Genomic DNA, 21,962 nt, shown 5'->3' with positions numbered 1-21,962 from the left:
AAAGGGCGTCCTAATCCGACCTACGCATCACCCTTTTTTGATGGCAAATTAACCATAAAAGGCACTTCTTAACTGAAAATCAGGCAGAGCCACAAAAAACAAATGGCCTGGGCATCATCCAGGGAATCCGAACTTGGTCTGAATCTTAACCTTTTATCTGTCACGATCCAAAAAAATCATCCCTATAAGATGTCATGACTATGGATTTGACCCTTCCAAGCACCTTTTCATAATCGATGCAGTTTCTTTTCAGATAATATGTAAAATCAACAAGTCTCCCGCCATTATTCATATTGCCAATGAATTCCCTGAATTCATCCAGAGAATGAAATCTGTTTGCAAAAATCTCTCCCCAGCTGTTTTTGCATATAACGCCTATGTCACTTATCTCTCTTTCAAGATGATGGGTCTCAAAATTGATTATAACCATGGCCTTTTCGATGTAATTATTTGTGAGGTAATTCTGGGGGTCAGTCTCAAAGACATCACAGGTACCGAGAAAATTGCGCATTTTTGTGGCAAGGTTGATGATTTCCTGAAGAGTAACGCTTGTCGGATTAGGCTCCATTTTTGTGGCCACAGGTGAAAAAAAATCATTCCAGACGACAAAAGCAATGGCAGATGTAATGTCAGAAGAAGAAAAAAGAACGTTTTTCTTATCTGTCCCAGCATAAAGATACCAGGCATCGTTTCTGTTTACGAATATAATTCCTCCAAGATTAAGTTCACTGGAAGGCTTCAGGAGAACATTTATCTTGTCTTTTTTGGGCTGATACCCACACGTAATTTTTCTTCCAAGAATTGTTAAATCTTCTAATGCGGCCTTACTTGCAACTCCCTCATGGTTTTTTTTAATCTCATCGTAACTTTTTAGAAGATGAACAAAAAGACGCTTTCCCAGATTAATCTGGGCAGTCACAATCCAGTCTTTAAACTTGGACAAACGTATCTGTGTTTCTTTTGAAAGCTGAAACTGTTTGAAGAGTTCATAGGCGGACTTATTCTTTTTACTTTTTTTCTTATCAAAGGGGTTCAGTTCGCATTTCAGATAAAAGCATTCTTTCAGGAACTCAAAATCCGAAGGAGAACTTTTGTTGGAATAGTGTTTGAAAATCTCTTCCATTGTGAATGCCATGGGATCAAGCTCATAGTCCCCTGACAGCACTCTCTGCCTGAATCTGTGGCAAACAAGATTGTCCTGTTCAACTTCGAGCTGCATTTTGAGCAGGGCCATCTTTATGATGGATTTCATTGGCATGACCATTGATTTATTCAGCTGCCAGAGAGTTGCGCCGAAAAATTCATGCCGCGGAACATTTTCAAGATTTCCGAGATCAATATAATCGCATTCTTCAACAGGCCTTTGGGATGTTTCAAGGGCAAAAGAGTCATAATCCATTCTGCCCCATTCTTCATACGCCACCCACCAGCAAGGAATTTTACCGCAGATCAGTATTGAGGTTCTGTAGAATTCCTCTTTAAGCACATTCTGCTGAGTACTCCCTGAACTTTCAGAACCAACACTCCCGAAATCACCTTTTCTGATATCCTTAATTTCACATAAAAAAAGAAAGACCTGAATCTTGGAAAAATTGTCAAACCATCCCTTGATAAGGTTGATTTTCTGATTGAACTGTTTCCACATTATAGGGTCAAATTCTGACCTGTCATAGCAGATCCAGATATCGCAGTCTGAAATCTGGGTCTGGCTTATGGTTCCAACGCTGCCAATCGTATAAACACCATGGATCATGCATGAATCAGCCTTTGAAACAAGAAGCGAGCCTTTTTTCCTGATTCCGAAAGCTCTTTTAAAAAAATCCTCATTCTTCTGCTGATGTTTGTATTGGCCGCAATTTTCCACGCCGAAAACCCTGAAGTCCCTTTTAAGACCATCAATATATCCGGGACACTCAGGTTCGTTAACACTCAGGAGCCAGGGGAGAATGTACAAAATACGTTCACTGTCACGGGGAGAGTTTTCATAAAACACACTCTTCCGGTAATCATTATAAGCCCTGAAGCTCTTGGAATTTTTTGTAACTACAGGATTAAACATTTTAATACCTTGCAAACATAATCACCAGACTTTAAAATAAGTCAGAGAATGGACACTATAAAACAAAAAAACGGACCGGGTATGAAGCAACACAGAATCAACTGCCTAAAATGCATTCATTATCATGTAACATGGGATTCAAATTTCCCGCACGGATGCAGAGCCATGAAATTCAAATCAAAGGAAATGCCATCTGCAACGGTGCTGAAGAACACTGGACACGAATGCCTTCTGTTTGCGCTAAAAACTCAAAGCAGCAAAAACTCCGGCAAAGACGGCAATATCTCATAGAAGGCATAATCATCTTTTTCATTCATTCTTACTTAATAACATAAAACAGTGCATCTTTCAGCCTTAATTTAATTATTCAGGAATTCATAATGCCCAGAAAAAGCGTTCAACAGGAAAGAAAAACGCAGATATTGGAAGCCTTAGGCAATTGCCTAGTATATAAATCCTTCCCTGAAACATCGATAAAGGAAATTGCAAAAGAAGCAGGTGTAAACCACGGGGTTCTTCATTACTATTTCAAGAGCAAAGAAGATATCCTGATGAATTTCATAGACCATATACTTGAAACATATAAGCTGAAAGCAGCAGAATGGATCTCATCAAAAGACCTTGCGTCCCTTCCTAAAGATGATCTTGTAAGGGAAATATTCAGATACAAATATCATACGTTCACTTCAGACAAACAGCTTTCAATACTGTTCAATGAAGCCATGTCAATAGCTCACAGGAATGGAGAAGTTAAGGAAAAACTAAGGCATGTGTTTAGTCAGTGGGTATCGGTGGTCGCTGATATTCTTATCAGTACAGGCATGGAAAAAAAAATATCCCTTGATATAAGCAGGGAAATCATCTGTATCTTTGAAGGTATCAAAATCTACTCGGATGTTTTAAACTACTCCGAGAAACAGATTCGTGAGCTGCTTGCAGGATTTGAGGAACAGATCCTGCAAAGAATAGCCACTCTTCAAAGCAATTAGGATTCGGAAGACATCCCTGTAAACTTGTCTATATCCGACTGAAAATCACTGTAAATATCCTCAAAAAAAACAGGGAATAGCTTGCTGAAGGCATCAAGCACAGGAAGCATGGATTGCCTCATCTGGGGATGGGCCGCAGATGCGCATCTCTGATTGAATACAAGCCGCCACTGCCTGATATTGGCAGTCACCACTATATCTGTTTTCAGGCTGTTTGGGAGAACACTTCTTGCCTCCTGGGGAGACGCGCCATTATTCAAAAGATAAAGATAAGCTTTTTCGGCCTCTTTCATGGCGCCTTCCCATGTTTTATACATGAGGCTTCCTTTTTTCCAGAAAACAGGCCTTACAAAAGTAATTTCCTTGCCGAATTTTTCTCCTGCATAATTACAGTATCTCGTACTTTCCTGGCTGAATGAACAAAGCCTGTGGCGGACAAGTTCATGGGATACACCCCGGTCGCATATGAACCGTACGCTTAAACTTGAGTGCTCAAGAACACTGTGATGACCCATTTTTATGAGCCGTTTGATGAGATCTGCAGCAGAACCTTCGTTAATCTTTTCCTCTGATTTGTAACAGGTTCTGGCCGCAAGCTCAATATGCCTCAGCATGGCCTTGGCATCCGGCGCATTCAGTATTTCAAAGCTCGGATCAATTACTCTCATGATACCCCACTAAATCCTGCAGGTTCTGATATCAGTTATTATTATGCCCCTGGCGCCTATATCAGTCAGTCTGTCCATAATCAAATTCACTTCCTTGCGCTTGGCCATTGCCTTCACGGCAACCCATCCTTTCTTGCTTAAAGGTGCCACAGTAGGAGATTCAATTCCAGGAGTCAGGCGACAGGCATTCTGAAGATTTTTTTCCTCGACATCATATTCTACCATTATATATGCCCGCGCGAGAATTATGCCTTTGAGCCTCTCGATAAACCGTCTGACCCTCTCATCATTTTCTATTTCAGGTTTTCCTGATACAAGAACAGCTTCGGATTTAAGAATTGGTTCGCCAGTAATTTTAAGACCGGCCTCCACAAGGGTTCTGCCAGTCTGAACCACGTCTGCTATTGCATCTGCGACTCCAAGCTTTATTGATATTTCCACAGCTCCGTCAAGCTTGACAAGCTTTGCTTTGACGCCGCGCTTTGCAAGATCGGCTTTTGTCAGACTCACATAAGACGTAGCAATCCTCAGACCATTGAAGTCATCCGGAGTTTTGTTCTGATCCGATGGAAGCGCATAGCAAAAAGTCGATTTTCCGAAGCCAAGTGAAAGCAGTTCCCTAACTTCAACATCACTGTCAAGCGCAAGATCACGGCCTGTTATTCCAAGATCAAGAACGCCGTTGCTTACGTATACGGCAATATCCCTCGGCCTTAAAAAAATAAATTCAATGTCATTATCCGAATCCCTGACAACGAGTTCCCTGCCGTAACGCCTGCAGTTATATCCGGCTTCTTTTACAAGCTGCACAGCATCTTCGGAAAGGGAACCCTTATTGGGCAAGGCTATATAAAGCATTATTTTAAATCCCTGAAATTACAAATATTTATAAACATCTTCAAGTGTAAGGCCGCAAGCAATCATCATAACCTGGGCATGATAAAGAAGCTGGGAAATTTCCTCAGCTGTTTTTTCATTACCCTCATATTCTGCGGCAATCCAGACTTCACCCGCTTCTTCAAGAATCTTTTTCCCTATGAAGTGCCTGCCTTTGGCCAGAGCCTTTACAGTTCCTGATTCGGGGTCATTTCGCTCTGCCTTTTCTTTGAGCTCGGCAAAAAGCTGTTCAAATGTTTTCATTCTACTCCTGCCTTTGAAGAGCATCTATCTATGGCTTTTGCAATAACCTTCATATGTCCTTTCTCGGCCTGGGCAAGGGAGAGAAAAACTTCTGAAACAGACTTGTCAGAAACCTTATCTGCCATGACCTTATAAAGATCGTATGCTGAAAATTCAATATCAAGAGCTGTTTCCATAACATGCAGACAAAGATCTCGCTCGGTAAATGCATCAAACTTTCTCATCAGATCTTTAAATTCAAGTCCGCCTTCAATTACATCGCCCTTTAGATTATTAAATACTTCATCAAAATCTGGGTTGAAGCCAGGTGAAAATCTTTCCAGATATCCGTGAACAAGCCTTGCATGGGCTGTTTCGGCCTTGGCAAGCGGTTCAATATCCTTTACAAAGAAGTGATCACAATATTTTTCAGTAAGGGAATTATAGAAGACAAAAGCACCTTTCTCAAGCTCAATGGCTTTATAAAGAAGATCCTGAACAGTGCCTGAACCCTCAAAATGAACTATCTTTGGGAGATCATGGACAAGACGGCTTTCCCAGGCCCTAATTCCGCCGCTGATAGAGTAAAGATTTGCTTCTGTTTCAAGCTGCTCCGCAACCATCAGTGCCGCAATCCTTGAGCGTGACCCTGCGCCGCAGTAAAATATGATATCTCTGTCCAATGGAAGCTCTTTGACCCTCGAATCAATTTTCCCGAGAGGAATAAGCTTTGCGCCGGGGATGTGCTCGTCAACATACTCTTCCGGCTGCCGGACATCGACTAAAAGATATTCTGATTCCTGGTGCGTATCGATATACGACTCGAATTCTTCCGGCCATATCTCTTCAATACCCTTATGTCCCATTTTAGACCTCAAGATCACTTAAATCCAGTTCAGGGAAAAAAATTTTCATGGCTGTAAAAAACATATGCTTTTCAGTGTACCAGATTGTGTGGAGGAATTTTTCTTGGGCCCTTCTGATATGCGCGGCATGATCATCAATGAAAATCATGTCTTCAGGATCATAACCTATAGAATTAATAATGAGATCAAAAGTTTCCGAGTCCTTCTTGGTTCTGCCCAGCCTGTAAGAATTAAAGACATTGTCAAAAAGAGTAAAAAATCCGCTTCTCTGGTTAAGATCCTCGATCCAGTGAGTCTGGTCACTCAGAATATAAGTTTTTACGCCAGCCTGCCTCAGTCTTTTCACAGTTTCAAGCATGAAGGAACGAAGTGTGAAGCGTGACAGAACTGTTTCTGTCAGTTCAGCATCTGTTCCTGATATTCCGGTTGTCTGCCTGAAGAGCTTCCAGAATTTTCTATCATTAATCCTGCCGGTAACAAAACCAGTATCGTAGACAGCGTCAAACGCTGTCTTCCTAAGAGAATCAGGATCAAGACCGTTTTTTTTTGCTATTTCGTTGATTCCGGCCTTAAATCCTTCTTCGGCAAGTACACCGCCAAAATCAAAAACCGCCGCTTTTATGAGCATTTAAAACAAACTTTCTCCGACGCTTGGCACCGGAACAGTAAAAAAGGCTGCGGAAAAACCGCAGCCCTTAAAGTCATCTTAATATTTTTTATCGGCGTAATCCACCCACCCGCCAGCATTCACCAGGGCACGGTCAAATTCGGATACTACAAAAGGAATTTCATCAGAAAAAGACACTTCATCGGAAACGCCCTCGGCTATGAAAACAAATTTACCTGCCTGAAAATCTGTTTCCACAACAGTTTCCTTGCCGGCATATTTATCAAAAAGCATATCGATTACGCTTTCAGGAAGCTCAACAGCCATCATTCCGCAGTTAAACATGTTCTGCCTGAAAATTCTTGCAAAGCCTGTTGCAATTACAAGATTGATATCATTGACTTCAAATGCCCACGGCGCATGCTCTCTGGATGAGCCGCAGCCAAAATTATTTCTGGTTACGACAACGCGTTTTCCTTTTATTTTATCTACGGAAAAACCGTCCATCTTGAGGTCATCAAAAAGAAAAGGCTTAAGCGCTTCCTTTGTGACTTCAGTCAAATATTTGGCAGGTATTATTTCATCGGTATTTATATCAGAACGGTCCAGAAAAAGGACTTTTCCGCTGAAGTTTTTCATCCTAAACCTCCATCAGCCATTAAAAAGACTGGAATTTGTAATATGACCTGCAATTGCTGTCGCCGCTGCAGTGGCTGGACTCATGAGGTGAACCATACCGCCCCTACCCATTCTTCCGTTGAAATTGCGGTTTGTTGTCGCAGCGCATACTTCGCCTTCTGCAAGAACGCCGTTGCTCATGCCTAAACAGGCTCCGCATGTAGGGTTTGTAACGCAAAAACCAGCATCCATGAAAATTTTTATAATTCCTTCTTCGAGCGCATTGGAATAAACAGTAGGCGTAGCAGGAGAAACAACCCCTCTGACAGTGTCTGCGATCTTCTTCCCTTTAAGTACGTCCGCAGCTATTCTAAGGTCTTCCAGCCTACCATTTGTGCATGAGCCGATGTAAACCTGATCAACTTGAACATCTGTCATTTCACCTACAGATTTAACATTATCAGGCTTATAACCGAATGTAACCTGAGGATCGAGATATGAAACATCGAAATCCATCACCTGAGCATAAGTCGCGTCAGGATCAGATATCCACTTCCTGTAATCCTCAAGCGCGTCTTCTTTTGAAGCATAATCTTTGCTTATGAACGGCCATAGATAATCAACAGTGATGATATCAGGATAGCAGATACCACATGTGGCCCCAGCTTCTATTGCCATATTGCACAGAGTCATTCTTGACTCCATGCTCATTTCATAGACAACATTGCCAGTGAACTCTATTACCTTGTTTGTGGCTCCGTTAACGCCGATCTTTCCAATAAGATTAAGAATAACATCCTTTGAAAAAACACCTGGCTTCAACTCGCCAATTATGTTTATTTTAATTGTTTCAGGGGCTTTAAACGCACATACGCCTTTAAGAATACCGACTTCAAGGTCAGTTGTTCCGACACCTGCGGCAAAAGCACCAAAAGCGCCATGCGTGCATGTATGCGAGTCGCCCATTATGATCGTATAACCAGGCCGTACAAAACCCTGCTCAGGAAAAAGAGCGTGGCAGACACCATTTTTGCCGATGTCAAAAAAATCAATGATACCGTGCCTTCTTGCCCAGTCCCTGACTATTTTGCCCTGGGTAGCTGTCTTGGAATCCTTGGCCGGAGTTACATGATCGATAACAGCCTTGATCTTCTTAGGGTCAAAAACCCTGTCCTTTCCCCTTGCCATAAGGTCTGTGATGGCAATAGGAGTAGTGATCTCATGACAGAAAACAGCGTCAAGCTTTATGACATGAGTATCGCCAAAAGGATTATCTACAAGATGGGCTTTAAATATCTTTTCGGCAATCGTCTTACCCATTTTATCTCCTCGTCAAAAGGGCCTGCTTTGAGGCATTTAATTCCAACAGATTCATAGTCAAAGCGCCCTGAATCGGCATAGCTGCCTACAATTATCAGCTATCCTCAGGTTCCACCCAGATAATATGATTCTTATTGAGAAACATTATCTTGTCTTCAGCCTGCTTTGTCAGCGCTCCGACAACTACTATGAACGGATTTGAACTCTTGGTGAATAAATCTGAAACTCTCTGCTTTGATGACAAATTAACTTTGCCGTTGAGAAGGGATCCATCAATCATTTTTATGGTAACCCGAACATACCTAGCTTGGAATTCCATAGATTAGCTCCAGAGTTAAAATTTAAAGAAATAATGCTGGATACCACGAAAAAAAAGTACATGCCATACAAATTAAGTTTAGTTATAAATTATATACACATATTTTTTCATTTTTAAAATAGTCAAATTGTCTTAAAGAATCGACACTGAGACTGGAAAGTCTCAATATCAAAAACAATAAGCACAAGCATCGGAATTGACATGAATACCAACATAAGAATCGGCAGCATTGATCTTAAAAATCCGGTTATCTCAGCCTCAGGCACTTACGGCTATGCCCGTGAATATGGTGAAGCACTTGATATCAATGCATTAGGCGCAATTGTAGTCAAAGGAATTTCAATTGAACCGTCCAAGGGAAATCCTGAACCGAGAATAGCTGAAACGCCTTGCGGGATGCTTAACTCAATAGGCCTTGAAAATGTGGGAATAAAAGCCTTCATAAGTAAAAAGCTGCCTTACCTTAAATCCCTTGAAACACCTGTTATAACAAATATTTACGGCAAAACAGCGGATGAATATGCCGAACTTGCAGGGATAATAGACAAGCTTGATGGGATATCAGGAATTGAAGTAAATATTTCATGCCCAAATGTCAGTAAGGGCGGCGTTGCATTTGGTACAGTGCCGGAACTTACCCATGAAGTTATTTCTGCAGTAAGGAAACAAACTTCCAAGACATTAATTGCAAAATTAAGCCCGAACGTAACTGATATTACGATTATTGCAAGAGCAGCAGAGGCAGCAGGTGCTGATGCCCTTTCACTGATAAACACCATCACAGGAATGGCCATAGATATCAGAACCAGAAAACCCATGCTTGCAAACATTACAGGAGGACTCTCGGGCCCAGCCATCAAGCCAGTAGCAGTAAGAATGGTGTGGCAGACAGCAAACAGCGTATCTATCCCTGTAATCGGTCTTGGTGGAATAACATGCGCTGAAGACGCCATAGAATTCATAATAGCGGGAGCAACAGCAGTTCAGATAGGCACCGCAAATTTCCCGGATCCGAAGACCCCCCTCAGAATAATCGAAGGAATTGTGAAATACATGAAAAAAAACAAGATCACTTCTTTGCACGAACTGAGGGGAACCGTAAAAATATAAGGCTATGTTCCCTTTACTTTCCTGAAAGTTTTTGCGGAGCTTATTATAAAAAAGCGACCCGCCGGAAGCCGCTTTTTTATAATAAACAATTGTTAGTTATTGGAAAAATAAAATATTCCACACTTAACGGGAACAGAACCCAATATAAAAGAGGCCCGAAAGGGCCTCTTTTTGCTTTATCAATCTGAAAATATATTCAGATAGTATTAATTCATTTCTTTCTGTAGTCTCGCAGCTTCGCTTTTATAGTATGAGTTACTGGATTTTGAAGCTTTTTCGATAAAAGTTTTGGCTTTAGCCAGATTGGCGTCCCCACCTTTATCAATGAGCAGTTCGGCAACGTAGAGATTTCTCTCATCATCATGTTTGGCGGTGTGTTTGGTCGTGGACATATATTCTTCATAATATTTCATGGCTTTATCTTTGTCTGTAAACGGGAACGGAACAACTGCCCAAAAACGACCCAAGGCCAGCGGAGTACTTGCGTCATCATATTTTTTATCTATATTATAAGCCTTTTCCAGATTTGTCTGGATTTTGTCCTTCAAGCCTTCTTTAAGCGCTGTCATTATTCCTGCTCCATCAGAGTAGATTCCGGCGCAAACACCATAAAAATAAAACCCTTCAGGACTCTTGGAATTTACAGCAATGGCCTTCTCGGCAAATGTCATCCCTTTTTTGCCTGAATCAGCGCATATTTTCTCCCAATCTCCTTTTTTATTTTCTTTGTACCAGTTGCCGTAATCCCTGTAAATTCGCGCGCACTTCCAATTTGCTTCGTAATCCGAAGGATTTGCTGCCACTGCTTCTTCGTAGAATTTAATTGCAGCTGTGAAGTTTTCTATGCCGCCTTTTTCCCTTAGTGCCTCTGCCTGGGAAAGGGGGCTATCGGCCGCGAAGCCGACATTTGTAAAAAGCGTAATAATAAGTCCAAGGCTGAAAAAAAACATCTTTTTCATTGAAACAGCTCCTTTTATGGATTATAGGTTCTTCTGAATTTTTAAATTTAGTTAACTCTATGAAACAAACGAGTCAATAAAAAACAGTGTTTACCCAAGTTTTTTACTCGGCCGAGATCTCAATAGATCAAAACAAATCCCTATATTTATTGCAAATACACAAGCCAGCTAACGGAGAAATCCGTTTTTTTTCGAAAACAAAAACCAAGGAGCTCAAAAAAAATGAAAAAGTTACTGTCTGTATTGCTTGTTCTATTACTCACATCTTCTGTTGCATGGGCTAAAAAAGTAGGTGATTATGACGTGCCTGATACTCTTAAGGCGGGTAGTGAAAATCTTGCGCTTAATGGCGCTGGCTTCAGAACAAAAATAGGTATGAAGCTTTATGTTGGTTCTCTCTACACACAGAAGCCTGCAAAAGATGAAAAAGCAATAATTGACGCAGATGCACCAATGGCAATCACTCTTCATATCGTTTCAGGAATGATTACCAGCGAAAAAATGATGAACGCAATAAATGAAGGCTTTGAAAATTCAACAGGCGGAAATATTGCCCCTCTTAAAAAAGAAATTGATACATTCATTTCTGTTTTCAAAACAGAAATTAAAGAAGGTGACAAACAGCAGTTCATCTATGTTCCTGGAACCGGCGTCGAAATTTACAAAAATGGCGCAAAAGTAAATACAATTGCAGGAATAGCTTTCAAAAAGGCTCTTTTCGGTATCTGGCTGTGCGACAAACCAGCTGACGGCGATCTTAAAGACGCTATGCTTGGAAAATAAATCAGGCTGAAAATAGGTAACAAAAAGGGGGATGGTATCAGCCATCCCCCTTTTTAAGTTTAACAAGGTCGCAAAAAATCCGGCTTGGTGCTGAAGTCCTTTGCTGACTTTTTGCGAGTCCATAAAGTTAAAAAATCCTTGATCAGAAAATGACGATCAAAATGATTCTTTGTTAACCGGATTCTTCTTAAGATGATTAAGCCTGTTCAAGCCGTTTATATATGCTTTTGCACTTGCCGTTACAATGTCCGGATCTGCACCTTTCCCAAGTGAAATAAACTCGCCGTCCTTTACCCTTACAGTAACCTCACCCTGGGCATCGGTGCCCCCAGTCAGTGCGCTTACCGTAAATCTGAGGAGTTCGGGTTTCTCTCCAGTAACTTTTGTAATGGCGTTAAATGCAGCATCTATCGGACCGTTACCGTCACCAAATCCGGAAACGCTTTCGCCTTCTATTTTCATCTTTACGTGCGCCACAGGGGTTACTGTTGTGCCGCATCCGACGTGAAGATAATCAAGGCTGTAATATTCCCCGCCCCTCATTATATCCTCGTTGACAAGTGCTTCAATATCAGCGTCAAGAATATCCTTCTTCTTGTCTGCAAGTGCCTTGAATTTTACAAAAACTTTTTTAAGCTCTTCATCAGAGAGTTGGTATCCCATTTCCTCAAGCTTTGACCTTAATGCGGCCCTGCCTGAGTGCTTGCCAATGACGAGATTGTTTTTGCTTAAACCCACAAGTTCAGGATTCATTATCTCGTAAGTCATGGGGTTTTTCAAAACACCGTCCTGGTGTATTCCTGACTCATGGGCAAACGCGTTTGCTCCGACAACCGCCTTATTAGGCTGGACAATCATTCCGGTAATCATGCTCACAAGACTGCTGGTCGGGCATATCCTTGTCGTGTCTATGCCTGTTTTCACAGGAGCAAGGCCTGGCCTGGTATGAAGAGCCATCACAACCTCCTCAAGTGCCGTATTCCCAGCCCTCTCGCCTATTCCGTTTATTGTGACTTCTGCCTGTCTTGCACCGGCGGCTATTGCAGCAAGGGTGTTTGCGGTCGCGAGTCCAAGATCGTTATGACAGTGAACACTGAGAATTGCCTTATTCATATCCTTTGTATTTTTCATCACATAGCGGACAAGATCGGCAAATTCATGGGGAACGGCATAACCGACCGTATCCGGAAGATTCAGGGTAGTAGCTCCTGCTTCTATTACGGCAGAGAATACCTTGCAAAGAAAATCCCGGTCGCTCCTAGAACCGTCTTCAGCGGAAAACTCAACATTGTCCGTAAATTGTTTAGCGTACCTGACAGCCTCCACAGCTCGCTCAAGAACCTGTTCCTCGCTCATCTGAAGCTTATACTTCATATGAAGCGGAGAAGTGGCGAGAAAGGTATGAATCCTTGGATTTTTTGCAAGCTTTACAGCTCCCCAGGCCTTGTCAATATCCGCTTTGCTCGCCCTGCACAGGCCAGCAACCTGGATATTTTTTACAGCTTTCGCAACAAGAGAAACAGCTTCAAAATCTCCTTCAGACGCGGCAGGGAAACCTGCTTCAATTATATCAACACCGAGCTCTTCGAGCTGGGTAGCTATCCTGATCTTTTCCGCAGAATTCATTGTTGCGCCCGGAGACTGCTCTCCGTCACGAAGTGTGGTATCAAATATATAAAGACGCTCGCTCATGGTATAAACCTCATTTTAAATTTTCATGGATTCGAATTGACTATATTACACAGTTTTCGCCATGAGCATGGGCCGCAGGAAGGATATATTCCCTGCGGCATTGTTGTCTCCTGAATTCATTTAAATATTGCCTCCGGCGGATCGCTTTAAAAAAGTTCCGCAAAAAAACTTTATGAAAGTTTAAAATTAAAACTGTCCGAAAGAGCCTTCCAGCTCGCCTCTATTATATCCTCTGAAACGCCCATTGTGCTCCAGACCTGTCCTTCATCCCTTGACTCTATAAGAACTCGAACCTTGGCCGCTGTTCCATCCTGGCCATCTATTACACGAACCTTATAATCAACAAGATGCATATTGCAGATACGTGGATAAAAATGGCACAGAGCCTTCCTTATCGCATTGTCGAGGGCGCTTACCGGACCGTGGCCTTCAGCAGCAGTTATTCTGTCTTCTCCGTCGACCGCAATCTTTATAACAGCGTGGGATCGACATGCCTGATTCTTGTCTTTCTCAACTGTTACCCGGAAAGATACGAGCTCAAAAAACTCCTTATATTTATCAGCATGCCTGTCGATGAGCAGCTTGAGAGAGGCGTCCGCCACCTCAAACTGGTAACCTTCCTCCTCCAGTGCCTTTATTTCAGCAACAACAGCGCTTGCATTCACGTTAGAATCAGTATCTATGCCAAGTTCCTTGAGCTTGTATTCGACATTACTTTTTCCGGAATAGTCACTCATCAGCACCCTGCGCTCATTACCAACCAAGGCTGGATCCATATGCTCATAAGCCAGAGGATTCTTCATTACTGCGCTAACATGAACCCCGCCCTTGTGAGCGAATGCGCTTTTTCCAACAAAAGGCCTGCTGTTCTGAGGAGTCATGTTTGCGACTTCACTGACAAAACGTGATAGTTTGTTCATTCTTGCAAGATTCTCAGAACTCAAACAGTCACAACCCATTTTTAACTGTAAAACAGGAATGATTGATGTCATGTCTGCATTGCCGCAACGCTCGCCGTATCCGTTTATTGTGCCTTGAACCATCATGGCGCCTGAACGGACAGCCTCAATGGAATTTGCCACGGCCATTGAGCTATCATTATGTGCATGAATTCCAAGCTTTATTGGCAAAACATTGCTGTTGTCCTTGAATCTTTCATCCATAAAAGAAAGGACAGACCTTGATATTTCAGCGACTTCATGGGGCAAGGACCCGCCGTTCGTGTCACAGAGTGTTATATAGTCGGCTCCGCCTTCTACAGCTGCAGCAAGGGTTTCAAATGCATAATCTTTATTTGCCTTGTATCCGTCAAAAAAATGCTCTGCATCATAGATTACAATTCTGCCTTTCTTTTTGAGGAATTCTACGGAATCCCTTACCATGCAAATATTTTCAGGCAGAGTGTTCTCCATAAGAAAGACATGAAGATCCCACGACTTCCCGAAAATAGTCACAGCAGGCGCTTCACTTTCAATAAGAGCCTTCAAAATGACGTCGTCTTCTGGTTTTGTGTTCGGCCTTCTTGTGGATCCGAAAGCTGCGATCCTGGCATTTTTGAACTCCGCATTTTTTGCAAGCTCAAAAAATCTAGTATCTCTTGGGTTTGCGCCAGGCCAGCCGCCTTCAATGAAATGGAAGCCATTGTCATCAAGCCTCTGGGCAATTCTGAGCTTGTCCTCGGCAGTAAAGCTTATATTTTCTCCCTGGGCTCCATCACGTAATGTAGTATCATAAAGAAGTATGGACTTCATAAAATCTCCGATATCTGCTGGCTGGACTTTTAAATTCGCAAATGACTCTGAGTCAATTTTTCTGACAAAAAATGTTCACTTAACCTGAATTGTCAAATCTGATTACGGTTCATCCATTTATTCCTGGAAAACTGGAAGTAATTATTCCATAAATTTTCCTAAATAAAATTTCGATTGCAGATTTTTGAATAATGATCTTTGAAAAAAACTTAAAATTTTTAGCAAAAATCAAACTTCAAAAACCTTAATCACTTAAATTTTATGGTTCTGTCTTGTTTGAAGTTACGAGTGCCTTAGGCGAGTCTTTTTTTGAAAAAAGATCCGCAGAAACTTTATGGTTTTGTGATTTAACGAATATAATGATGCAACCATAACTTGGGGATATACATTATTCGTTCCCAAAAACAATACCGACAACGTCTCAAATTGAAAATACAAGATGCCGGATCAAGTCCTGCATGACGCAGACACGACGCTAAATTTAGAAACCCGTGAATTTAGAAATTGCGGGGGTATTTTTAAAAAAAATACCCCCGCATTCTATTTCCTGTTCAGAAAAAATACTTACTTATTTCTGTTTGCTGGTCTGAGCTTTCTTACAGCGGCTCCGGCTTTCCACATTTCAGAATTCTTGATTGCGTCCAGTTCTTTTTTCAGGACAACTTCCCTGTAGTCAGGAGCACTTGCAGCTGTCATTACTATTTCTGTTTCTTTGCCTGTTTTCACGCTCGCATAAAGCTGCTCAAAAACAGGTGCAACCGCATCTCTGAACCGTGGAGCCCAGTCAAGAGCACCGCGCTGTGCGGTGATGCTGCAGTTTGAGAACATCCAGTCCATGCCGTTCTGGTCAACCAGACGGATAAGGCTCTGGGTAAGCTCTTCAACTGTTTCATTGAAGGCCTCGCTTGGGCTGTGTCCGTTCTTGCGGAGAAGATTGTACTGAGCTTCCATGGTTCCTGCAAGGCATCCCATAAGAACACCGCGCTCACCTGTAAGGTCACTGTAAACTTCCTTTTCAAAAGTTGTTTCAAAAAGGTAGCCTGAGCCTATGGCTATACCGATTGCAAGAGCTCTTTCCTTTGCGCGGCCTGTAAAATCCTGGAAAACTGCAAAACTAGAGTTGATACCTTCACCATTAAGGAAGTTATCACGTACGCTGCGTCCCGAACCCTTTGGAGCAACCAGCGTTACATCTACGTTCGCAGGAGGAATGATCTTGGTCTGCTCCTTGTAAACAATTGAGAAGCCATGGGAGAAATGAAGCGCATCACCTTCGTTCAGGTTGGCTTTTACAATGTCCCAGGTTGCAGCCTGACCTGCGTCTGAAAGAAGTACCATGATGATGGTTCCCCTTTTTGCAGCTTCTGCAATAGGGAAAAGGTTTTCACCAGGAACGAATCCGTCTGCAATAGCCTTGTTCCAGAACGCGTCGCCTTCAAGCTGGCCGATGATTACAGAAAATCCGTTATCCCTAAGATTTAAAGCCTGGGCAGGGCCTTGAACACCATAACCAAGAATAGCAATGGTTTCATTTTTAAGAACTTCTCTGGCTTTTTCCAGAGGAAATTCATCTGACATTATTACTTCTTCCACAACGCCACCAAAATCTATTTTTGCCACGATTATTCTCCTTTAAATTCAGTTCACCGCTTGATTTGCGGCCGTTTTAATTTTTTCAGTAAATATTGATGGACTCGCAAAAAGACATATAAAAGCGTCAGCGTCATGCCGGACTTGATCCGGCATCCTGCATTTTCAGTTATTTCTGGATTCCGGAGCCCGGTTTTCACCGGGCCAGGCCCGCCGGAATGACGGAAAATCAGACTTTTTGCGATTTTGTCAATATTCAATCATTTTATATCTGTCCGAGCCAAAAACCTAAAGCTTTTAGCGGAGCTTTTAAAAAAAAGCGGGCCGCCGGAAAAATGTTATTCCCTAAAAAGAGCTACAGGGCCTGTACGGACAATTTCCTTTATACCCATAGGCTGAAAAATTTTCAATATAGCCGATATTTTATCTTCAGAGCCAGTGACTTCGACGGTATAATGTTCATTACCAACATCAACAATCTTTGCCCTGAAAACATCAGCTATCCTGAGAATTTCGCCCCTTGTTTCCGGTCTGGTATATACCTTGACAAGAACCAGCTCCCTGTGGACATAAGCCTTACCTGTCAAATCATGTACGGTGATGACGTTAACAAGCTTGTGAAGCTGTTTCTTTATTTGCTCTATAATCTGGGCAACCCCGGTCGTAACCATAGTTACCCTTGATACCTTTGGATCATTGGTTTCAGCAACGCTCAGGCTTTCAATATTGTATCCCCTGCCGCTGAAAAGGCCGGCTATTCTTGAAAGAACTCCAGGCTCGTTATCAACAAGAATCGACAAAATATGTTTTTCTTCATTCATGGCCAGTCTTCCTTTCTATACAAGCAGCATATTGGTAATTGGCGCTCCTGCAGGAACCATGGGATAAACACACTCCTCACGCTCAACCACAAAATCCATGATAACAGGCCCAGGAGTTGCAAGGCCCTTTTTAAGAACTTCTTCTACCTCAGAAGGCTTTGTAGCCCTGAATCCTGCTGCTCCATACGCTTCTGCAAGCTTCACAAAATCAGGCGCATGTTCCATGTTTGTGCTGGAGTAATTACGCTTGTAAAAAAGTTCCTGCCACTGTCTAACCATTCCGAGGAAACGGTTATTCAAAATAACTATCTTAACAGGAAGGCCGTACTGGACTGCTGTTGCCATTTCCTGAATATTCATCTGAATGCTTCCGTCACCTGCAACATCTACAACTATCTTGTCCGGGAACGCCATCTGCGCTCCTATTGCGGCGGGGAAGCCAAATCCCATGGTGCCTAGTCCGCCAGATGTTACCCACTGATTGGGCGTTGCAAACTTATAAAACTGGGCCGCCCACATCTGGTTCTGGCCAACTTCTGTCGTTATTATTGCCTCGCCCTTAGTGAGCTCATATAACTTTTCAACGACGTACTGAGGCTTGATAACATCACTCTGACTATAAGCAAGGGGGGTCCCTGTCTTCCATTCGCTGACCTGACCGAGCCATTCCTTTCGTTCGGGCTTTATGATTTCCGGTTTTTCCTGATCAAGAAGCTCATTTAAAACAGAAAGAGTAATTTTGCAATCACCTACAATTGGAACCTGAACAGGAACGTTTTTATGTATCGAAGTAGGATCAATGTCAACATGAACTATGGTCGCATTTTTTGCAAAAGCGTCTACTTTGCCTGTAACCCTGTCATCAAATCTTACGCCTAGGGCAAGCATGAGATCGCATTCAGAAATTGCCATGTTAGCGCAATATGTCCCATGCATTCCGAGCATTCCAAGCCAGAGATCGTCTGTCCCCGGAAAGCCGCCAAGGCCCATAAGAGAAGAAGTTACCGGAATATTCGTCTTTCTGGCCAGTTCGGTAAGTTCCTTGGAGCAGTCAGAGAGAATAATTCCGCCGCCGCTGAATATGAGAGGCTTTTTGGCATTCTTGATCAGACTTGCGATCTTTGAGATCTGCTTCATATTCGGTTTGTAATTCGGATTATAAGATCTGAGACTGACCTCTCCGGGCTGCTCATATTCAGTTCTTGAATTTGTGATATCCTTGGGGATATCAATAAGAACCGGCCCAGGCCTTCCTGTTCTTGCTATATGAAAGGCTTCCTTTATTATATAAGCCAGCTTTTTTACATCTTTCACAAGATAGTTATGCTTGGTGCATGGCCTCGTAATACCAACGATATCAACTTCCTGGAAAGCATCATTACCAATAAGGCTGGTCGGAACCTGGCCTGTGATGATAACCATTGGAATGGAATCCATATAAGCGGTTGCAATTCCGGTTACAGCATTTGTGGCGCCAGGGCCTGATGTAACCATGCACACGCCGACATCGCCGGTAACCCTTGCAAAACCGTCGGCTGCGTGAACAGCCCCCTGTTCGTGACGCACAAGAATATGTTTTATATCAGTCCTTGTCAGCTCGTCATAAAAATCTATTACCGCGCCTCCAGGATAACCGAAAATTACGTCAACACCCTCGTCTTTGAGGGATTTCATCACGATTTGTGCTCCTGTCATTTCCATGACATTTTCCTCGCTTTCTATATACCTGATTAAAGGCCGAAAACCGGCACAGAGTTCCTTTTGCATTCTATCGGAATTGATACTATTTCATCACAGCACCCTTGCTTGCAGATGACACCATTTTCGCATACCTTGCCATATATCCTTTTTTTATCTTGGGCTCAGGCTTCTTCATTTCAGAAATTCTCTTTCTGATTTCGGCATCCCCCACTTCAAGAGTTATGGTCTTTGCAGGTATATCGATTGAGATGATATCTCCTTCATTGACAGCTCCAATCGGGCCGTCCTGCATTGCTTCAGGCGAAACGTGACCGATGGCTGCACCCCTTGTACCACCTGAGAATCTTCCGTCTGTTATGAGCGCCACTTCTGCGTCGAGTCCCATACCTGCAATGGCGGAAGTCGGGGTCAGCATCTCGCGCATACCGGGGCCTCCCATGGGGCCTTCGAATCTTATCACTACAACATCACCGCTTTTGATCTGACCAGCCATGATGGCAGCGCTTGCCGCGTCCTCGGAATTAAAGACCCTCGCAGGCCCCTTGTGCTTCATCATTTCCGGGCGAACCGCAGACTGCTTGACAACACAGCCTTCAGGAGCAAGATTCCCAAAAAGAACGGCAAGGCCGCCGACTTCATGATATGGATTATCAAGTGGCCTTATCACTTCCCTGTCAAGAACCCTTGCTGACTTGAGATTTTCTCCAAGATTCTTCCCTGTTACTGTCAGACAGGAGTTATCCATTCGTCCAGCATCTGAAAGAGTCTTCATAACGCCCTGAATTCCTCCGGCAGCATCGAGATCCTGAATATGATAGGTTCCTCCGGGACTCATGGAGCAAAGATGCGGAGTCTTGGCGCTGACTTCATTTATTATGTTAAGATCTATTTCAATACCTGCTTCCATTGCTATGGCCGGCAGATGCAGAACTGTATTTGTCGAGCAGCCAAGTGCCATGTCAACTGCCAGAGCATTGTTGAAAGCCTGCTTTGTCATTATTTTCGAAGGAGTTATATCTTTTTCAAGAAGCTCCATAATCTTCATTCCTGCTTCTTTGGCCAGTCTTATTCTTGCAGCCATTACAGCAGGTATTGTGCCATTCCCAGGGAGTCCCATACCTATCGCTTCTGTGAGACAGTTCATGGAATTTGCGGTAAACATTCCTGAACATGAGCCACAGGTCGGGCATGCGGAGTCTTCTATTTCAAGTAGTTCAGCCTCGGTCATTTTACCGGACTTGACTGCTCCGACCGCCTCAAATACTGTAATAAGATCGACTTTTTTGCCTGGTTTGGAAGGATGAACCCCAGCAAGCATAGGACCGCCGCTTATAAATATTGTCGGAATATCGAGCCTTGCAGCTGCCATAAGCATTCCTGGCACTACCTTGTCGCAATTGGGAACCATTACTATTGCGTCAAAGGCGTGGGCAGTCGCAACCACCTCGACTGAATCAGCTATGAGTTCACGGCTTCCAAGCGAATAATGCATGCCTGTATGATTCATGGCTATGCCGTCACAGACCCCGATCACTCCGAACTCCACAGGCATGCCTCCGGCCATGTATATACCAGCCTTGACCGCATCGACTATCTTGTCAAGATGTGCATGACCAGGGATGATCTCGTTTGCCGAGTTGGCTATGCCGATAATCGGCCGTCTTATCTCTTCATCAGTGTACCCCATTGCCTTGAACAGGGACCTGTGAGGAGATCTCTCCACACCTTTTTTTACCAGATCGCTTTTCATGGTTCCCCTTTATCTCCCTTAAAAGCATAAAAGCCGTTATCAGCTTTGGCTGATAACGGCTTTTCAGTTTATTTTATGAATCGCTCATCAAGACATTATCAGCCCCGTCATCTCCCGTGTGACGCCCACGACGACCACGAGAATGATAATAATGTTCACGACTAGGCTAATGACAGAATTACGGTTCATATATATACCTTAAATAATAGTTAACTTAGTTAGTTAACAATCAACATAGATTAAGTCAAGAAAATATTTTTAAACATTGACTGCAAAAAAAATATCGTCTTTGCATATACGCAGACCGGATTCTGCTGCAAAATAGATACTGATGGACTCGCAAAAAATCAAAATACGGCGACGGTGTCATACCGGGCTTGATTCAGCAGCCAGTGTGTTCAGCTATTTCCGGATTCCGGACTGCGCCGGAATGACGAAAATATGACTCTTTACTACTCGTCAGATACTATCCATCTTTTAAATTTTCAACAATTCAGAGAAACAAGGCCTTAAAATAAGCGTTGACCATTAATCGTCACTCTATTAAATATTTAGTATTGGAAGCAATAAAAGGTTTCCGTGCCTCTTTTCATTTGACAAAACTCAGAAATAACGGTTATTTTCAAGCATTTCCTGTGGTTTTACTATAATATTTTCGCTCTAAATTCCGGCTGTGTCCAAACGGCCAAGAAAAAATAATATGCCAGAACTTGTCCCTGTAGTAACTGAAAAAGAAATTGAAAAAAGAGTGCAAGAAATAGCAGATGAGCTTTCTGAATTATATAAGGATAAAAACCTTATTCTTATTGGTGCTCTTAAAGGCTGCTTCATTTTCATGGCCGATCTTGCCAGAAAACTGAAGGTTCCTGCAACCATTGATTTCATCGCGGCTTCCAGCTACGGTGATTCTGACGTATCTTCAGGAGAGGTGAAAATAACCAAGCCTTTAAGCCTTGATATTGCTGGCAAGGATGTCCTCATAATTGAGGACATTGTAGATTCAGGCACTACCTTGTCATACCTTAAAGATTATCTATCTTCCATGAAGCCGGCATCACTTAGAATATGTGCTCTTATTGACAAACCGGAACGCAGAAAAACAGAAATAAAGATAGATTTCACCGGCCATGTCGTGGAAGAAGGTTTTCTTGTAGGTTACGGTTTAGATTACGCAGAGCAGTACAGACATCTTCCAGCCATTTATCATTTAAAATTTTAATACTCTAATCACGAGGAGCCT

21 protein-coding genes are annotated in these 21,962 nt (G+C 42.7%); 5 read left to right on the top strand and 16 right to left on the bottom strand.

Features of this window, described 5'->3' with window-relative positions:
- Positions 1-160: 160 nt before the first annotated feature.
- On the bottom strand, positions 161-2,059 hold the full coding sequence (locus tag K245_RS0105485; RefSeq protein ID WP_027358498.1) for a class I adenylate cyclase: 1,899 nt from the start codon (positions 2,057-2,059) through the stop codon (positions 161-163).
- 165 nt (positions 2,060-2,224) lie between these two features.
- Between K245_RS0105485 and K245_RS28465 the strand changes: the two genes are divergently transcribed.
- Positions 2,225-2,350: a hypothetical protein gene (locus K245_RS28465; RefSeq protein ID WP_269545258.1), complete on the top strand. Its 126-nt coding sequence runs from the start codon at positions 2,225-2,227 to the stop codon at positions 2,348-2,350.
- 89 nt (positions 2,351-2,439) lie between these two features.
- A complete protein-coding gene (locus tag K245_RS0105475) occupies positions 2,440-3,048 on the top strand; it encodes a TetR/AcrR family transcriptional regulator (RefSeq protein WP_027358496.1) in 609 nt (202 codons plus the stop codon).
- On the opposite strand, the gene thyX is transcribed toward K245_RS0105475, so the two are convergent.
- From thyX to K245_RS0105435, 8 genes are all read right to left on the bottom strand, one after another.
- Positions 3,045-3,716 (bottom strand): FAD-dependent thymidylate synthase, encoded by a 672-nt coding sequence (gene thyX, locus K245_RS0105470; protein ID WP_027358495.1) that lies wholly within the window; start codon positions 3,714-3,716, stop codon positions 3,045-3,047. The two genes, K245_RS0105475 and thyX, sit on opposite strands and share 4 nt — an antisense overlap.
- Before the next feature lie 9 nt (positions 3,717-3,725).
- Positions 3,726-4,574 carry an ATP phosphoribosyltransferase gene (gene hisG, locus K245_RS0105465; protein ID WP_027358494.1) on the bottom strand — a complete coding sequence of 283 codons (849 nt, stop codon included), beginning with the start codon at positions 4,572-4,574 and terminating at the stop codon, positions 3,726-3,728.
- A gap of 18 nt (positions 4,575-4,592) precedes the next feature.
- Positions 4,593-4,856 carry a phosphoribosyl-ATP diphosphatase gene (locus K245_RS0105460; protein ID WP_027358493.1) on the bottom strand — a complete coding sequence of 88 codons (264 nt, stop codon included), beginning with the start codon at positions 4,854-4,856 and terminating at the stop codon, positions 4,593-4,595.
- The gene (locus K245_RS0105455; protein ID WP_027358492.1) at positions 4,853-5,701 is read right to left on the bottom strand and encodes a rhodanese-like domain-containing protein; all 849 of its coding nucleotides are present in this window, start codon (positions 5,699-5,701) and stop codon (positions 4,853-4,855) included. Before K245_RS0105455 ends, K245_RS0105460 begins: the two co-directional genes overlap by 4 nt.
- Before the next feature lies 1 nt (position 5,702).
- Positions 5,703-6,329 carry an HAD family hydrolase gene (locus K245_RS23205; protein WP_035276531.1) on the bottom strand — a complete coding sequence of 209 codons (627 nt, stop codon included), beginning with the start codon at positions 6,327-6,329 and terminating at the stop codon, positions 5,703-5,705.
- A gap of 78 nt (positions 6,330-6,407) precedes the next feature.
- The gene (locus tag K245_RS0105445; RefSeq protein ID WP_027358491.1) at positions 6,408-6,947 is read right to left on the bottom strand and encodes a 3-isopropylmalate dehydratase small subunit; all 540 of its coding nucleotides are present in this window, start codon (positions 6,945-6,947) and stop codon (positions 6,408-6,410) included.
- Positions 6,948-6,959: 12 nt separating this feature from the next.
- Complete coding sequence (locus tag K245_RS0105440) at positions 6,960-8,246, bottom strand: 3-isopropylmalate dehydratase large subunit (RefSeq protein ID WP_027358490.1); 1,287 nt, start codon at positions 8,244-8,246, stop codon at positions 6,960-6,962.
- Positions 8,247-8,340: 94 nt separating this feature from the next.
- A complete protein-coding gene (locus K245_RS0105435; RefSeq protein ID WP_027358489.1) occupies positions 8,341-8,565 on the bottom strand; it encodes a DUF6812 domain-containing protein in 225 nt (74 codons plus the stop codon).
- Positions 8,566-8,766: 201 nt separating this feature from the next.
- Here K245_RS0105435 and K245_RS0105430 point away from each other — a divergent pair, with 201 nt between their 5' ends.
- On the top strand, positions 8,767-9,675 hold the full coding sequence (locus K245_RS0105430) for a dihydroorotate dehydrogenase (protein WP_027358488.1): 909 nt from the start codon (positions 8,767-8,769) through the stop codon (positions 9,673-9,675).
- Between the two features lie 206 nt (positions 9,676-9,881).
- On the opposite strand, the gene K245_RS0105425 is transcribed toward K245_RS0105430, so the two are convergent.
- Positions 9,882-10,634: a tetratricopeptide repeat protein gene (locus K245_RS0105425; RefSeq protein WP_027358487.1), complete on the bottom strand. Its 753-nt coding sequence runs from the start codon at positions 10,632-10,634 to the stop codon at positions 9,882-9,884.
- 222 nt (positions 10,635-10,856) lie between these two features.
- Between K245_RS0105425 and K245_RS0105420 the strand changes: the two genes are divergently transcribed.
- Complete coding sequence (locus tag K245_RS0105420; protein ID WP_027358486.1) at positions 10,857-11,417, top strand: chalcone isomerase family protein; 561 nt, start codon at positions 10,857-10,859, stop codon at positions 11,415-11,417.
- Positions 11,418-11,573: 156 nt separating this feature from the next.
- Here K245_RS0105420 and K245_RS0105415 read toward each other — a convergent pair whose 3' ends face one another.
- The 6 genes from K245_RS0105415 to ilvD form a co-directional block, all read right to left on the bottom strand.
- Entirely contained in the window at positions 11,574-13,109 is a 1,536-nt protein-coding gene (locus tag K245_RS0105415) for a 2-isopropylmalate synthase (RefSeq protein ID WP_027358485.1), read from the bottom strand.
- 170 nt (positions 13,110-13,279) lie between these two features.
- A complete protein-coding gene (gene cimA, locus K245_RS0105410) occupies positions 13,280-14,860 on the bottom strand; it encodes a citramalate synthase (RefSeq protein WP_027358484.1) in 1,581 nt (526 codons plus the stop codon).
- 564 nt (positions 14,861-15,424) lie between these two features.
- Positions 15,425-16,480 (bottom strand): ketol-acid reductoisomerase, encoded by a 1,056-nt coding sequence (ilvC, locus tag K245_RS0105405; protein ID WP_027358483.1) that lies wholly within the window; start codon positions 16,478-16,480, stop codon positions 15,425-15,427.
- A 308-nt stretch (positions 16,481-16,788) separates the two neighbouring features.
- On the bottom strand, positions 16,789-17,271 hold the full coding sequence (gene ilvN, locus K245_RS0105400; RefSeq protein WP_027358482.1) for an acetolactate synthase small subunit: 483 nt from the start codon (positions 17,269-17,271) through the stop codon (positions 16,789-16,791).
- A gap of 15 nt (positions 17,272-17,286) precedes the next feature.
- Positions 17,287-18,972 carry a biosynthetic-type acetolactate synthase large subunit gene (gene ilvB, locus K245_RS0105395; protein WP_027358481.1) on the bottom strand — a complete coding sequence of 562 codons (1,686 nt, stop codon included), beginning with the start codon at positions 18,970-18,972 and terminating at the stop codon, positions 17,287-17,289.
- Between the two features lie 82 nt (positions 18,973-19,054).
- Entirely contained in the window at positions 19,055-20,722 is a 1,668-nt protein-coding gene (gene ilvD, locus K245_RS0105390; RefSeq protein ID WP_027358480.1) for a dihydroxy-acid dehydratase, read from the bottom strand.
- Positions 20,723-21,422: 700 nt separating this feature from the next.
- Here ilvD and hpt point away from each other — a divergent pair.
- A complete protein-coding gene (hpt, locus tag K245_RS0105385) occupies positions 21,423-21,941 on the top strand; it encodes a hypoxanthine phosphoribosyltransferase (protein WP_027358479.1) in 519 nt (172 codons plus the stop codon).
- Positions 21,942-21,962 lie beyond the last annotated feature (21 nt).

Source organism: Desulforegula conservatrix Mb1Pa, assembly GCF_000426225.1.
In the GTDB taxonomy this organism is placed as follows: Bacteria; Desulfobacterota; Desulfobacteria; order Desulfobacterales; family Desulforegulaceae; genus Desulforegula; species Desulforegula conservatrix.
This window is presented reverse-complemented; position numbering and strand designations above follow the sequence as displayed.